At 51.5% G+C, this 14,977-nt stretch carries 14 protein-coding genes and 4 tRNA genes; 15 read left to right on the top strand and 3 right to left on the bottom strand.

The features are described 5' to 3' along the window. Window positions 1–9 precede the first annotated feature (9 nt). Both asd and rsgA read right to left on the bottom strand, forming a co-directional pair. Window positions 10–909: an archaetidylserine decarboxylase gene (asd, locus tag A1830_RS08055; RefSeq protein ID WP_067704254.1), complete on the bottom strand. Its 900-nt coding sequence runs from the start codon at window positions 907–909 to the stop codon at window positions 10–12. Window positions 910–1,016: 107 nt separating this feature from the next. Then, window positions 1,017–2,078 (bottom strand): small ribosomal subunit biogenesis GTPase RsgA, encoded by a 1,062-nt coding sequence (rsgA, locus tag A1830_RS08050; RefSeq protein ID WP_067704251.1) that lies wholly within the window; start codon window positions 2,076–2,078, stop codon window positions 1,017–1,019. A 96-nt stretch (window positions 2,079–2,174) separates the two neighbouring features. Here rsgA and orn point away from each other — a divergent pair, with 96 nt between their 5' ends. The 5 genes from orn (at window position 2,175) to A1830_RS08025 (ending at window position 3,284) form a co-directional block, all read left to right on the top strand. Continuing rightward, window positions 2,175–2,720: an oligoribonuclease gene (gene orn, locus A1830_RS08045; protein WP_067704248.1), complete on the top strand. Its 546-nt coding sequence runs from the start codon at window positions 2,175–2,177 to the stop codon at window positions 2,718–2,720. Window positions 2,721–2,920: 200 nt separating this feature from the next. Continuing rightward, window positions 2,921–2,996: transfer RNA gene (locus A1830_RS08040), tRNA-Gly, on the top strand. A 2-nt stretch (window positions 2,997–2,998) separates the two neighbouring features. Then, window positions 2,999–3,074: transfer RNA gene (locus tag A1830_RS08035), tRNA-Gly, on the top strand. 29 nt (window positions 3,075–3,103) lie between these two features. Further along, a tRNA-Gly gene (locus A1830_RS08030) sits at window positions 3,104–3,179 on the top strand. 29 nt (window positions 3,180–3,208) lie between these two features. Then, a tRNA-Gly gene (locus A1830_RS08025) sits at window positions 3,209–3,284 on the top strand. Between the two features lie 303 nt (window positions 3,285–3,587). On the opposite strand, the gene A1830_RS08020 is transcribed toward A1830_RS08025, so the two are convergent. Continuing rightward, window positions 3,588–4,064, bottom strand: coding sequence for a winged helix-turn-helix domain-containing protein (locus tag A1830_RS08020; RefSeq protein ID WP_067704245.1), 477 nt, complete (start codon window positions 4,062–4,064; stop codon window positions 3,588–3,590). A gap of 700 nt (window positions 4,065–4,764) precedes the next feature. On the opposite strand from A1830_RS08020, the gene A1830_RS08015 reads away from it, so the two are divergent. The 10 genes from A1830_RS08015 to gspK all read left to right on the top strand — a co-directional run bounded on the left by A1830_RS08015 (window position 4,765) and on the right by gspK (window position 14,970). Continuing rightward, complete coding sequence (locus tag A1830_RS08015) at window positions 4,765–6,546, top strand: glycoside hydrolase family 18 protein (RefSeq protein WP_067704242.1); 1,782 nt, start codon at window positions 4,765–4,767, stop codon at window positions 6,544–6,546. Window positions 6,547–6,652: 106 nt separating this feature from the next. Then, a complete protein-coding gene (locus A1830_RS08010; protein WP_156484963.1) occupies window positions 6,653–7,183 on the top strand; it encodes a type II secretion system protein N in 531 nt (176 codons plus the stop codon). Window positions 7,184–7,245: 62 nt separating this feature from the next. Beyond that, window positions 7,246–9,198 carry a type II secretion system secretin GspD gene (gene gspD / locus A1830_RS08005; protein WP_067704237.1) on the top strand — a complete coding sequence of 651 codons (1,953 nt, stop codon included), beginning with the start codon at window positions 7,246–7,248 and terminating at the stop codon, window positions 9,196–9,198. After that, on the top strand, window positions 9,195–10,667 hold the full coding sequence (gspE, locus tag A1830_RS08000) for a type II secretion system ATPase GspE (RefSeq protein WP_067704234.1): 1,473 nt from the start codon (window positions 9,195–9,197) through the stop codon (window positions 10,665–10,667). Before gspD ends, gspE begins: the two co-directional genes overlap by 4 nt. A 1-nt stretch (window position 10,668) precedes the next feature. Next, entirely contained in the window at window positions 10,669–11,865 is a 1,197-nt protein-coding gene (gspF, locus tag A1830_RS07995) for a type II secretion system inner membrane protein GspF (RefSeq protein WP_067704231.1), read from the top strand. Window positions 11,866–11,876: 11 nt separating this feature from the next. Beyond that, a complete protein-coding gene (gene gspG, locus A1830_RS07990; protein WP_067704227.1) occupies window positions 11,877–12,332 on the top strand; it encodes a type II secretion system major pseudopilin GspG in 456 nt (151 codons plus the stop codon). Between the two features lie 2 nt (window positions 12,333–12,334). Then, a complete protein-coding gene (gene gspH / locus A1830_RS07985; protein ID WP_067704225.1) occupies window positions 12,335–13,021 on the top strand; it encodes a type II secretion system minor pseudopilin GspH in 687 nt (228 codons plus the stop codon). Beyond that, the gene (gene gspI, locus A1830_RS23915) at window positions 12,924–13,280 is read left to right on the top strand and encodes a type II secretion system minor pseudopilin GspI (RefSeq protein WP_197473300.1); all 357 of its coding nucleotides are present in this window, start codon (window positions 12,924–12,926) and stop codon (window positions 13,278–13,280) included. The genes gspH and gspI overlap by 98 nt, the downstream gene beginning before the upstream one ends. Beyond that, entirely contained in the window at window positions 13,267–13,863 is a 597-nt protein-coding gene (gspJ, locus tag A1830_RS07980) for a type II secretion system minor pseudopilin GspJ (RefSeq protein ID WP_067704222.1), read from the top strand. Before gspI ends, gspJ begins: the two co-directional genes overlap by 14 nt. A gap of 9 nt (window positions 13,864–13,872) precedes the next feature. Next, a complete protein-coding gene (gspK, locus tag A1830_RS07975; RefSeq protein ID WP_067704220.1) occupies window positions 13,873–14,970 on the top strand; it encodes a type II secretion system minor pseudopilin GspK in 1,098 nt (365 codons plus the stop codon). Window positions 14,971–14,977: the final 7 nt, after the last annotated feature.

The following is a 14,977-nucleotide window of genomic DNA, read 5'->3' as shown; positions in this document are numbered from 1 at the left end:
GGGCATCAACTATGGATGGTGTAAAACGTCTTCTGCAGGGGTTTTCTGCAGGGCGATGGCCAGCGTCTGGCCCAGACGCGTCTTCGTTTCCGGCGTCAGGCTTTCCGCCAGTTTGATTCTGTTGGAAGCAAACAGGTTAATCACCGTCGAGCCAAGCTTGAAGCGGCCCATTTCCTGCCCTTTAAGCAGAACCACCGCGCCATCTTCGTCTGCGCCCGGCCAGCTCCAGCGCTTAATCACACCCTCTCTGGGCGGGGTCACCGTACCGGCCCAGACCGTTTCGATGCTGCCGACGATGGTGGCACCCACCAGAATCTGCGCCATTGGGCCAAACTCCGTATCAAACAGGCAGATAACCCGCTCGTTACGCGCAAACAGGTTCGGGATATTCTGCGCGGTCAGCGGATTGACGGAGTAGAGATCCCCGGGGACATAGATCATCTCACGCAGGATGCCGTTGCAGGGCATATGCACGCGATGATAATCACGGGGTGCCAGATAGGTGGTCACAAATTCTCCCTCGCGAAACAGATCGGCCATGGTGTTGTTACCGGCCAGCAGCGCCTCGAGTGAATAGGTGTGGCCCTTGGCCTGAAAAATGCGATCGCCTTCAATGTGGCCCAGCTGGCTGATTGCGCCGTCGGCAGGCAGGACCAGCAGGTTAGGATCGGTTTCAACAGGGCGAGCATCATCGCGCAGCGGGCGGACAAAAAAGTCGTTAAAGGAGCGGTAGCTGCCGGTATCCGGGTTCTGCGCCTCTTTCATATCAACCTTGTAAAACCAGACAAACACGTCGATAACGGCTTTGGTCAGCCAGCCAGCGCGCTTACCTGCGCCCCAGCCAGCAAGTTCGGTCAGGCCTTTTTTAGGTAAAACATTATTCAGGCCGAGTTTTATACGATCCAACACGATAGCCTCCAGGCTTGATCAGATAGCAAAGTAGAATGGGGGCGGATTGTAACAGTGCCCTGGCAATTAGGCTATTCCGCCCGGCCAGTTGCGCCAGGCGGGCAGGTTCAGTTGCTGCTATCGGAGAAGTTACGACGCGTTTTAAGCTGCATATCTGACATGCTGTCCAGAATGCGGTGATAACTGTCGAAGCGCGCCGTATCGATCTCACCCTTTTCAACGGCCTCACGGATTGCGCAGCCGGGGTCGTTGTCATGCTTGCAGTCACGGAACTTACAGTGGCCTAAATACTCACGGAATTCGACAAACCCCTGGGTGATTTGTTCCGGCTCAAGGTGCCACAAACCAAATTCGCGCACGCCGGGTGAGTCGATCACATCACCGCCGTTGGGGAAGTGATAAAGCCTGGCAGCGGTGGTGGTGTGCTGGCCGAGGCCGGAAACGTCGGAAACGTCGTTGGTGAGGATTTCGCCCGCGCCCACTTCCAGACCCAGCAGGGCGTTCAGCAGGCTCGACTTCCCAACGCCAGACTGGCCAGCGAAGATGCTGACGCGCCCGGTTAACGCCGTTTCAAGCTCTTCCAGCCCGCGCTTGTGATGGCTGGACACCATCAGTACGCGATAGCCGATGCGACGATAAATCTCCATCTGCTCATCGACAAACGCGCGGCCTTCGTCATCCAGCAGGTCGGTCTTATTCAGCACCAGCAGCGGTTCAACCTCCAGCGTTTCGCTGGCGATCAGGTATCGATCGATAATATTGAGCGACAGTTCCGGCAAAATGGCGGACACAATGACGATCTGATTGATATTAGCGGCAATAGGCTTAACGCCGTCGTAGAAGTCAGGACGGGTCAGGACGGAGGTCCGTTCGTGAACCGCTTCAACGATGCCCTTAACGGTTGCGCTGCCTTCCTGGCCTGGACGCCATACCACGCGATCGCCGGTGACCAGAGAGCGGATGGTGCGGCGAATATTGCAGCGGTGTTGGCTTCCGTCTGCATCTTCTACATCAACGTGCATACCAAAACGGCTGATGACCACGCCATCGCGCGCTTCCCCGAACAGGCTGTCATCGGGTTCCGGCTTATCGGCACGCTGCTTCAGGCGGCGGTCATGGTTGGCACTGACGCGACGTTGCTGGCCTTTGGACAGTTTGTTTTTAGTCACTCTTCCTCACAGGGGTTGGCAGGCTTCGCCCTAACGGGGCAAAACGTCTATGATACACCCTAACGTATAACGATATAAGCTACGGTGAGAAACCCTATGACCGCAAATGCCAGTAATCTGATTTGGATCGACCTGGAAATGACCGGATTAAACCCCGAACAGGATCGTATTATTGAAATTGCCACGCTGGTGACCGACGCCGACCTCAACATCCTGGCCGAAGGGCCGGTGTTTGCGGTTCATCAGTCTGACGCACAGCTGGCGCTGATGGATGACTGGAACGTGAAAACGCATACCAACAGCGGACTGGTGCAGCGCGTCAAAGCCAGCCAGTACAGCGATGGGGATGCGGAGCGGGAAACCATTGCCTTTTTGCAGCAGTGGGTGCCAGCGAACAGTTCACCCATTTGCGGCAACAGCATAGGGCAGGATCGCCGTTTCCTGTTCAAATATATGCCTGAACTGGAAGCTTACTTCCATTATCGTTATCTTGACGTTAGTACGCTGAAAGAGCTGGCCCGCCGCTGGAAGCCCGAAATCCTGCCTGGCTTCAAAAAGCAGGGCACGCACCAGGCGATGGATGACATACGCGAATCGGTGGCGGAGCTGGCTTACTATCGCGAGCATTTTATCCAGCTATAACGAGCTCTTCCCCGCAGGCGTTTATTTGTACGGGGCCTGGGCGGCGGTTTCGCGGCGGACTGCTGCCGATTAAACCCGCATTCTGCTGTTTTAATCGGCACTCAGGCGGCAACTGAAAAAAATTGCCACGAGAGACTTGCAGCCAAAAGGAATTCTCGTATAATTCGCACCCCGTACCAGGACAGATTTTGGTACCCAGAGCGGGAATAGCTCAGTTGGTAGAGCACGACCTTGCCAAGGTCGGGGTCGCGAGTTCGAGTCTCGTTTCCCGCTCCAGNGCGGGAATAGCTCAGTTGGTAGAGCACGACCTTGCCAAGGTCGGGGTCGCGAGTTCGAGTCTCGTTTCCCGCTCCAGATTTTTGCATCACGATACCAGCATTACTGCGGGAATAGCTCAGTTGGTAGAGCACGACCTTGCCAAGGTCGGGGTCGCGAGTTCGAGTCTCGTTTCCCGCTCCAGATTATTGCATTACGATACCAGCACTACTGCGGGAATAGCTCAGTTGGTAGAGCACGACCTTGCCAAGGTCGGGGTCGCGAGTTCGAGTCTCGTTTCCCGCTCCAAATCTCATTTGCACCCGCTCAGGGTGAAACGCCTTCTTAGTGACCTGCACCCACGACTTGCCCATCCGTTAAAACCTCAACCTAATGACAGGTTGCTCGATCCAGCTAATACATTTCCCTGCATTATGCCGCGCCGTACGCGATCCTGGCAGACCTTTGACGCATCCCATTTTAATTCACAGATTCTCAGTCGGTCTGTAAGCAGCGGGTTCTATTTAGACGCGGCTTACCTGCAATGAAAATGACGTGGCGTATACAAAGGTTTTAGCGTTGCGGCTCGTATGACGTTTCCTGTTACTGCGCTTATACTAACAAACGTGCAAAGGCTTTTAACTTTTGGGTCAGTGAGATCCAGGCTGGCAGTTTGGCGGGGGGCGCTTTTTCCTCTGAATTTAGATCCACATGCTGGCCTGAAAATCCACTGGGGATGTATTCTTCAATAACGACACTTTCCTGATGTATAACCCAACCATGTCTCGGTACTGTATTAATAATATTGATTTCAATTCCGGCTTTGCCAAGCTGCCTGCGCAACTCTGATATGGTCTGATATAAAGTATTAGGGGTGACCTGTTTTCCATGCTCTTCCCAGCCACTTTTATAGAATTGCTGGTGGCTGACAATGTTACCATGGTTAACAATTAACAAAACTAAACAGCGAGAGGCCGTACTGAAAATCACATGCTGAGTGTTATTGTTACGTGAAACAAACAGGTTTTTATGTGGTAGGAATATTACCTTTTCATTAATTAAATAGCATGTGTCGCATTGATTAGCCATGATTGCATCGTCCTTAATATATTGAAGATTACGACTTAACTAGCGTAACGCAGCACCGAAAATGATAAGATGTTTTAATTATCAATGAATGATTTCTATCGGTACCGTCCTCTTATTCCTGGTGGTAATGAAAGCATTTAATAACAAAAATAGCAACAGGATCAAAGAGCGTGAGCGTACTTTATAACTCACAGTGGTTCTCCTGCCACATAATGTTTTTATTACAATAAGCTACGGCCGGGGCTATTACTTTAATGATAAAATATTGGCTTAAATGTGTTCTAAAACTTCCTATAATCTGGCTGGCGGGGCTTTACGTCCCATAATGCACCTGACTTAAGGCGATAGATTATTTTTGGTTGGCTTATCTTTCTGAAAATGATGAATTTAAGCGCGGTGGCATACATTATCAGTTATTTTTTTTTCGATTTCTCCCCTTAATTTTCTTATTAATCACTATCGTTCCGGTCGCTTAAGCAAAAAATGCAAGAAAATTATTATTTTTGTGGCTATATTGCCCTGCTTTATCTGAGTGGGCATCCTGAATGAGGGGTGGCTGCGACCCAAATATAATAAGAAGAGCAAATATTTTGTTAACTGAAAGTTATAGCTGGCCTGTCGCAAATTTCTCAGAGCCATCGTCTTACATTCAGCGATGTTAACTGTAGTTTATTTTACGTTTTTATAAGGAAATACATAAATGTTTAAAAAGACGGCTGTTGCCACATTACTGGGTTGTACACTACTGGCTCAAATGATGCCTGCGGCTGCGGCAGAAAATCGCTATGTCAGCTATCTGACCTCCTGGGGCTTACCCGACGTTGATGCTCTCACTGCTCAGCTGAAAAAATCTGAAATTGATATTTTTATGCTCTCTTTCGGGCAGTGGGATACCGAAGGTAATATCACTGTTTCTGATGATATGCTAACCGTGCCTAAATATAATGGTTACTGGATGCCACAGGGATATGTGGGTTGGACACAGCTTAAGCGGACCAATCCAAACAAAAAGGTTGTAGTGGCCTTTGGCGGTCAGACCTATGAAGGGATTTGGTCAGCAATCAGTACTCCGGCACAGCGCGATAAGGTCGCCAAAAATTTGGCAAATCTGCTTAATACACGTTTCCCTGTCTACCAAAAAGGATTGAATGCTAAGGAAGCCGTGGGTCAATGCCTGGCGACAACCTGGGATGGAAAGTGTGACTACAGTCAATATCAGCTCGCGGGATATACTTATATCGACGGCATTGATTTTGATTTCGAAAAGGCTGCCCGCCTGACGCAGCAGGAAAACGACAACCTGGTGGATCTGGTTAAGCGTCTGCGCGCACTGGTCGGTAAAGAACCTCTGCTGAGTCTGACGACTTACCACGTTGGCGCGGATCCGGAAAACTGCGAGAATCCTTCCATTACTGCAAATTGTTCTTATATCGAAAACGCGCGTTCAGCCCACCATGGTGAAGTGACTCAGCTGCTGAAAGACAGCAAGGACCTTTTTGATTTCTTCAACGTAATGACCTATGACGCTGGCAAAAACTTTAACTATAAAGTTGCCATGCAGAACTACGCCAATGCGGTTGGAGATAAAAGTAAAATTTTGGTTGGAGCGACGATTAACAGTCAGTGGGGACCAGAAGGCAACTTTGTCGAAAGCAAAGCGAATAACATGGAGCGTGCTGCGTGGCAGGCAGAAAATGGCTATGGCGGCTTCTTCGCATGGACACTGGGTTCTTCTACTGAACAGACATCTTTTGCTAATCAGGTTTCTTACCTGAACGATATGGTTAAGCTGGCGAAAGAAACTCAGCCCGTAACGCCCGTTGATCCTGTCACCCCGAATGAGCCAGAGCAGCCTGAAGCACCCGCGGTAGAACTGGCTGTACCAGACGTTTCAGCCGGTCCCCAGCTACGCTACATTGATTACAATAAGGGGGCTGAAGTTAAACTGTTTGTCTCTGACAAAATGTTAAAAACGACCGCTTACCAGGTTAAATTAAATGGGAAATATATCTTCTCCTTTAACAAGGGTAGCGCATATTACTCTTACCAATCAGACCTGGGGGGAGGTGTGATTCAGTTGACTCATGGCCTTGATACGAAAGATGGCGATATCATCACCCTAAATGTGACTGGCAGTTCAACTATCATCCAGAAAATTGTGGTAAAAAATGGTATTAACTATATTGCCGACAAAGCGATACAATCTGTCACTGTTGGAAATGGCAAGGTCAGTGTGACCATTAGTGCCAAAGAGTATAATCAGCCTAATCGTTATATGGTTTATCTGAATGGTAAATACATGATGGAATCTTATAACGGTAAAGCCTATCACTCATCAGTAAAAAAACAGGCAGATCGAGTGACTTTCACCGGTTCATCGTCTGTTAGATCAGGTGATAAAATTGAGGTTCGACGCGTGAGTCATATCCCAGGCGCGAGTTCATCCAGCTTCACCACGATTTATTCTAATGTAGTTAAATAGTGAGTGGCCCCTGCCGCTTGTCAGGGCAGGGTGTATCAAGCTGAAAGGAGGAGTGACTCTCTCCTTTCAGCTCTTACCGGTCGGTTATTCCAGGGAGAGCTTTCACTTGCAGCGTTTTGGTTTTCTACGTGTTTCGCCGCTAATAATTGTGATCAACCTCATTCTGTTGAGCCTTGCCGGTTACCTGCTTGCAACGACCTTTGCCGATTTAACGCTTAAGGAAAAGCATGTTAAAAGTATTATATTATCAGCTGAAGAGGGTGGGGGGGCGGACGTTTTCGAAAAAGAACGCGCTTCTGATACCCCCAGCCCATTTGAACGGTTAATAAGAATTCGTGCGACAGACAGCGTTAGAGAGGGAAAAATTGCTGTCACTCAGCCGCTGCCTGCCGATGCAGTGCTTATGCAGGCACCCGTCGGTGAATTGCCCGGTATAGTAACCGGATTGTTCAGTAGTCATCATCGGCATCAGGACCTGGCCATTATTGAATTTTCGGGCCAGCAAAAAAGTTATCGGCCCGGTGACCAGCTGGAAGAAGGGGGGACGGTCGTGCGGGTTTTACCCGACAGGGTGATATTTGAGTTAAAGGGTTTTTATGTCGCTAAGCTTATTTTTCCGCAGCAAAACAGTAAGTAAAAGGAACTCATCATCCCCTTCACGGATTAAATAGTTTAGTAGCGTATCAAGGAGTTGTGATTATGCAGGGACGTAGAATCGCTGATTGCCGGGCGTTAAAAACGGTATTGCTTATCGTATTGGCCCTGATATTCACCGCGCCCGCCAGGGCCGATAAATACAGCGCAAACTTCCAGGAAACTGATATCCGGGAATTTATTAATACGGTGAGTCAGGCATTAAATAAAACCGTTATCATTCAGCCGGCAGTTAGCGGCACAGTAACCGTCAGGAGTTACCAACAGCTTGATGAAGAACAGTATTATCAGTTTTTCCTGAACGTACTGGACGTTTATGGATTTAGCGTAATTGAAATGGACAATAATGTCCTGAAGGTCGTGCCCGCGGTATTTGCAGGCAGCAATGCCGCCGTTGACGAGGGGATGACTCAGGGCGGTGACATGCTCGCCACGCGCGTGGTGGCCATAAAGAATATGCCTGCGCATGAGCTGGTTCCCGCACTGGAAAAATCGAATGCGGCCAGCGGGATGCTTATCAGTAGTTTTGAGGGCTCCAATAGCCTGTTGCTCACCGGGAAAAGCAGCGTAATTAACCGGTTGCTGGACATCATTCAGCGAATCGATCGTCGCGGCGATAGCCATATTGACGTCTACCCCCTCCAGCATGCTTCAGCTGGCGAGCTTATCCGCCTCGCGGAAGAGATGCTGAACGACAGCAAAAAATCCGCCCGCCCGGGCGCGATGGCGCTGCAGATGGTGGCCGATGAGCGCACTAACAGTATTTTGATAATGGGAGAGCCTGACTCACGTCGGTTAGCGAAGGATCTTTTCCAAAAGCTCGATCTGGAATATACCGCGCAGGGAAAAACCAAAGTCATCTACCTTAAATATGCCCAGGCTGCCGGGTTAGTTGAAGTCCTGACCGGCATGAGTGCCAATATGGAAAATAATGGCCAGTCGGCCTCATCGACAGCCAGCCCCGCACTGTTAAAAGGCACCAGCATCAAAGCGGATGAGCAGACCAATTCGCTGATTATTACCACTCAGCCAGGCATGATGTCCGAACTGGAAAGCGTCATTGCAAAATTAGATATCCGTCGCGCCCAGGTGTTGGTGGAAGCGGTGATTGTGGAGTTGCAGGACGCCGAAGGGTTGAATCTGGGCGTACAGTGGTTCAATAAAAATGGCGGCGGTACAAATTTCCCATCAAATAATGCATCAGCTATCGGAATTTTGGAGGGCGGGTCACTGACGGGTGCCGTTAAAAACGTGACGGGATTAGGCGTGGGCTTTGGTCATAATAACTGGTCGGCTTTGCTCAGTGCAATTAAAAGTAATACCAATAACGATATTTTGGCTACGCCAAGCATTGTTACGCTGGATAACATTGAAGCGGTTTTCAGCGTCGGTCAGGAAGTGCCGGTGCTTACTGGATCACAAACTACTAACAGCGATAACATATTCAATACCGTTGAGCGTAAGAACGTCGGTATTAAACTGAAGGTTAAACCGCAGATTAATCAGGGCGATTCTGTATTTCTGAAAATCGAGCAGGAAGTCTCCAGCGTGGCGGAGAGTTCAACCACCGGCAGCGCCGAGCTCGGTGCGACGTTTAACACCCGCACGCTCAATAATTCTGTGCTGGTGGGCAGTGGGGAAACCGTTGTCGTGGGTGGGCTACTGGATACCACCCAGTCTGATGTGATGCAGAAAGTCCCGTTGCTGGGCGATATTCCTTTTATTGGGCAACTATTTAGCTCAACGTCTAAGAAAACCATCAAGCGAAATCTAATCCTGTTTATTCGTCCGACAATTATTCGTGATGGCGAACAGTACCATCATCTTAGCTCGCGTAAATTCAACGATCATCAGGATCGTCAGCCTGTACGAGATGGCATACATAAATTGCCCAGCGAGTTGATAGCGCTGAAAGACTCTGACGTGCAGCGTGAACAGTTCAAACAGGTTACCGCGCTGATCGCAGCCTTTCAGCAGCACGGAGGGGTGAAAGAGTGACAGGCAGGCAACGGGATCCGATTCCATCGCTGCCTTTCTCATGGGTTAAGCAGCACGGCGCGTTGGTATCAGAGGGGCCGGGAAGCCTGCGCGTGGTCTGTCGTGAGAATGTGACCCTTTCCGCGCTGATGGAGATTCAGCGACTCTTTCCCGCCATCGGGGAGTTGGAAAGGGTCAGTCAGTCCCACTTTGAACATACCCTTGCAGAGGTTTATCAAAATAATGCTGGCGCGATGGCGAATATTGGCAGTGAAATTGATTTTTATGCACTGGCAGAGGAGATCCCCAGCCACATCGATCTGCTGGATAGCAATGATGACGCGCCTATTATCAGACTGATTAACGCCATGCTTGGCGAAGCGATTAAAGAAGCGGCGTCAGATGTGCATATAGAACCCTTTGAAAAGCGTCTGCTGATCCGTTTCCGGGTGGACGGCATTTTACATAACGTCCTGGAACCTCAGCGTCAGCTGGCTTCATTGCTGGTTTCCCGTATCAAAGTCATGGCGAAGCTGGATATTGCCGAAAAGCGCCTTCCTCAGGATGGGCGCATTGCCTTACGTATTGCGGGGCGTGCGGTAGATGTGCGCGTTTCGACGCTTCCCACGCAGTATGGCGAACGGGTGGTGATGCGCCTGCTTGATAAAAATAATGCCAGGCTGACGCTCTCTTATTCAGGTATGTCTGCCGCCTGCCGCGAAGGGCTGACCCAGTTGGTACATCAGCCACACGGATTGATTCTGGTCACCGGACCCACTGGTTCGGGTAAAAGCACCACGCTTTATGCGGCGTTGAATGAGATCGACAGCGGTGTACGCAACGTCATGACCGTCGAAGACCCGATTGAATATGAGCTGGACGGGATTGGACAAACCCAGGTGAACAGCAGGGTGGAGATGACCTTTGCCCGTGGACTGAGGGCGTTACTGCGTCAGGATCCCGACGTGGTATTAGTGGGTGAAATACGCGATGCAGAGACGGCACAGGTCGCCGTACAGGCTTCCATGACCGGACATCTGGTGCTTTCCACACTTCACACTAATACCGCCGCCGGCGCCATTACCCGACTGCAGGATATGGGGATAGAACCCTTTCTGCTCGCCAATACGCTGGCCGGGGTGATGTCCCAGCGGCTGGTGCGTACCCTGTGCACTCACTGCAGCACACAGACAACGGCAAGCCTGGAGGAGCAGCAACTTACAGGCTGTTTGCAACCGACATTGATGCTTTCTCGTGCAGTAGGATGTGAGCATTGTAAGCAGACCGGCTATCAGGGGCGTACCGGCATTCATGAGCTGATTATTCTCGATCAGGAGGTAAGGACGGCGCTGAGCCAGGGTAAAAGCGAGCAGGAGATTGAGGCGCTGGTCCATCAACGCACGGCTACGCTGCGGCAGGACGGTATAAGCAAGGTGCTGGCCGGATTAACAACCCTGGAAGAGGTCGCCCGCGTGACGAGGGAAGTCTGATATGGAAAAGTTTACTTATCAGGCGTTGTCACCCCAGGGAGAAAAATGCCGGGGGCAGCTGCTGGCAGCCAGTCTCAGCGACGCCAGACAACAGTTAAGAGAGAAGGGACTGGCGGTTATTACGCTCAAAAGATCGATGAAAGTAGCGCTTCCGCGGCGTTCCTCCCTCTCTGGCAGGGAGCTGGCGCTGGCGACTCGTCAACTGGCGACGTTGATTGCGGCGCATCTGCCGGTTGATGAAGCGGTACAGGCCGTTGCTCAGCAAAGCGAAAGAAAAACCGTCGTGAATATTTTTTCCCAGCTAAGAGGCATGATCCGTGAGGGACGCTCGCTGGCGGTAGCGCTGGCGACCTTTCCAACGGTCTTCAGCCGGATGTACTGTGCGATGGTGGCGGCAGGTGAGGCCTCGGGGCATCTGCCGTTAGTGCTTCAGCGGCTGGCGAATAATGAGGAACAGAGCCAGAAGCTGAAAGGCAAAATTATGCAGGCAATGATTTATCCATTAGTGCTGACGCTGGTGGCCTTTACTGTTGTGGCCATCCTGCTAACGGCCGTGGTGCCTGAAGTGATTGAACAGTTTATCACCATGAAGCAGGCACTGCCGTTAACAACCAGAATGCTGATCGCCTGCAGCGATTTTTTGCGCGCCTATGGAGTCATGCTGCTCGGCGGGATGGTGGCGTTAGCGATAGCGAATCTACTGTGGCTGCGTCACCCGGCGAGGCTGATTCAGCGGCACCGACAGCATCTTCGCTGGCCGCTGATTGGCCGACTCACCCGCAGTATCAGCACCGCGCGCTATGCCCGCACCCTGAGCATTCTGAATGCCAGTGCCGTACCGCTGCTTGACGCGATGCGCATCAGCGCGTCTGTGGTAATGAATGAGTATGCCCGACAACAGCTGAACGACGCTGAAGCGAAAGTCAGAGAGGGCGGGAAATTTCATCAGTCTCTGAAAGCCACCGGACTTTTTTCACCGATGATGCTGCATATGGTGGCGTCAGGGGAACAAAGCGGTAGCCTGGATGAGATGCTGGAGCGATCGGCAGAGATACAGGAAGAACAGTTATCACATCAGATTACCCTGGCCCTGGCTCTGTTTGAGCCTGCGCTGGTGGTGACGATGGCGAGCATAGTGCTTTTCATCATTCTGGCTATTTTACAGCCCATATTGCAGCTCAATGAAATGATTGGATAAGGATATACACGATGACTTATGGAGAGAGACGCATTCGACGGCCTGACGGGCAGGGTGGTTTTACCCTGCTTGAGATTATGGTGGTGATTGTCATTCTGGGGCTGCTTGCCAGCCTGACCATACCCAGCCTGATGGGGAATAAAGAGAAAGCAGACAGGCAAAAAGCCAGAAGCGATATCGCCACGCTGGAAAATTCGCTGGATATGTACAGACTGGATAACCATCGTTACCCCACCACTGAACAGGGCCTGGAAGCGCTGGTAGAGAAGCCTGAGCTGTCCCCCATCCCCAAAAATTATCCTGAACAGGGGTATATTCGCCGTCTGCCCAGGGACCCCTGGGGCAATGATTATCAGCTGCTCAACCCTGGCGACCACAGCGCGATTGATGTCTTCTCCTTTGGGCCAGAGGGCGAAGGCGCGCGCGAGCAATATATCGGTAACTGGGACGATGAGCGCAAGAAATAGCCGTGATTACGCGTAGTCAGGGGTTCACGCTGCTGGAGATGCTTTGCGTGTTGTTTTTGCTGGGGCTGATGGGATCGCTGGTAACCGGCGCGTTTCCCTCTCCGCACCGTGAGATGGCCAGAGAGCATGAAAAAATCCTTCTGGCGCTGCGCACTACGGCTGAGCGGGCCCAGCTTGAAGGTCGGGTTTACGGCCTGCAAATTCGCCCGGGTGGATGGGACATCAGGGTGTTAAGCCGGGATACCGAGCCTGCTGAGCCCCGGCAGTCGGGTGCTTTAATTGACGGTTACCACTGGCGGATAGCGAAACGCGGAAGTAAAACGTTGCAGTACCGCTTACCGCCACAGGTCGTGCTGAAAATTGAGGTTAACCGCGTGTCTCACTCCTCTGTCGGGGAAAAGGGGGGCGATGACAAACCCCAGGTACTCTTCCTGCCTGGCGGGGAAGTCACAGACTTCGTTTTATCGACGTCGATGCGACAGGCCAGTGACGACAGGGACAGGCAGGCAAAGGGTGCAGCCGCAGGCGGGTTTATCACCTCCAGCGCACAATTTTTGCTATCAGAGGGTGAAAGCTGTGAAAGAAAGCGGAATGGCACTGATGGAAGTGCTGGTGGCGATGCTTATTCTGGCTATCTCAGCGACTGCGGTGTTGAGAACCAACGGACAACAGGTAAAGGCTCTCACTAACCTGCAACAGAAACAAACTGGGGCATGGCTGGCAGACTCGAAGCTGAACGAAATCATGCTCCATCCTGCCAGCACTTCTGAGCTATGGCAGCAGGATTCTCAGGTGATGGGAGGCACGACGTGGCATCTTCGCTGGCGGCGAGTTTCCACCACCGTTCCGGGGATCGTGGCCGTGGAGATTGAAATCCGTCAAAACAGGAAGCAACAGCCTGTGGCATCGCTAAGAACGTGGATGAGCGTTAAGAATGAACGGACTTAAGCGACAGGCCGGTTTTACACTGCTGGAAATGATTGTCGCTCTGGCGTTGACTGCGACAATCAGCGTGGTGGCGCTACAGCTTTTTCAGGGGGTACTGCACAGTTCGGAGCTGTTACGTGAGAAATCTACCCGGCTGATGCAACAACAGTTTGCCTTCTCGGTGATGGAAAATGATTTTTCACATGCTCTGCTAAGCGTTGCTGGTAGCGAAGATAAGGGCTTTACCCCGAACAACGACCTGCCCACGCCCGCTTCCGGGTCTGCAGTGCAGTTTTTACGGGGTAACTGGCTTAATCCCGGCGGGATGCTACAGCGTACGCAAATCGAGGTGGTCAGCTATCGCCTGAGGCAGGGAGAGCTGCAAAAAGTCAGTGCCGTATGGCCTGCGGATATATCGGGTCGCAAGCCGAAGGTGACTTCATTACTGACGGGTGTAGAGGCTTTTACACTCCGCTACTACAGCGGTAATCAGTGGGTTGAGGATCTCAATATGCTGAGCATGTTACCGAAGGCCGTTGAAATAACGCTGGTGCTTACTGAGTCCGGGAAATTCAGCCGGGTGTTTCTGCTGGCAGAAGAGTGAGGGAAGAGGATGTCAGACCAGAAAGGAAGCGCGTTGCTGATGGTATTGCTGATGATGGCCTTAATTCTCACCATAACCGTGATGAGTAATGAGTACTGGCAGCACGTCATGACCAGAAGCCAGCACGCAGTCTGGCGGACGCAAATGAAGTGGACGCTGCTGGGCAACGAGAAGATTGTCAGGAACCAGCTGCAAAAAGAGCTGAAGATCCTGCCCGTCGGGCGGATTGCGGTGCTGGACGATGTGCATATCAGCTATGAAATTCGCGATAGAAGCGATTGTTTCAATCTGAACTCGCTGGTCAGCGCGGCCTCTTCTGACAAAAGCGATTTACCGGCGAGCACGGCAGAAAAAGATGAGGCACCGGAAAACGAGCCCTCTGTAGCGGGATCTCAAATCTCACCGCTGGATGGGTCGTCTGCGGTGGACACGTCATTGACTGCTAACGATCAGGGAATGGCGCAGAAAGCTGGGCATTATCCTGCGGCGGTCTTCACTCACCTGCTGATCAATGTCACCGGGATGGACCCTATAGCAGCAAAAAGCGTCACTCAGTCAGCAGTGGAGTGGGCAAATCGGGAAGCAGACGATTCGGTAAATAATGTGCCGGGCGATAAGGATGAAAATGCAGACAGAGAACGGTCTGTGGAACGGCCCGTTACCTATGCGCCGATGCTTGATAGCCGCGAGCTGCGCAGGCTAAGCGGCGTTGACCAGAAAGTCTGGGAGCAGCTGAATCCCTGGATCTGCGTACTGCCGGATAATAATTTAAACATAAATATCAACGCGTTGAGCCCAGCTCGGGGTGCATTGCTGGCGGCGTTGTTCACGGGCAGCTTGTCTGTTAGCAAGGCCAGCCGGTTATTAAGTGAAAGACCGCCGGAGGGCTGGACAGACAGTGCTTTATTAATGGCGACAGCAACAGAGAAGGAGCTCGGGTTTAAGAAAGCGACAGGGAAAACGCTGGTGCTGAAAAGCCGCTATTTCTCGCTTTCTCAGTGGGTCACGGACGATGAAAATGAGTACGTTCTTCGCTCTCTGTTAAAAGACGAAAATAAAAAATTAACTGTCATCCAACGGCGTTATGGCATGAGCGAAGATTACTGAGTAAGAG

Source organism: Erwinia sp. ErVv1 (assembly GCF_900068895.1).
Taxonomy (GTDB): domain Bacteria; phylum Pseudomonadota; class Gammaproteobacteria; order Enterobacterales; family Enterobacteriaceae; genus Erwinia.
The sequence above is the reverse complement of the archived record's forward strand: the minus strand, read 5'-3'. Positions and strand labels throughout refer to the sequence as shown.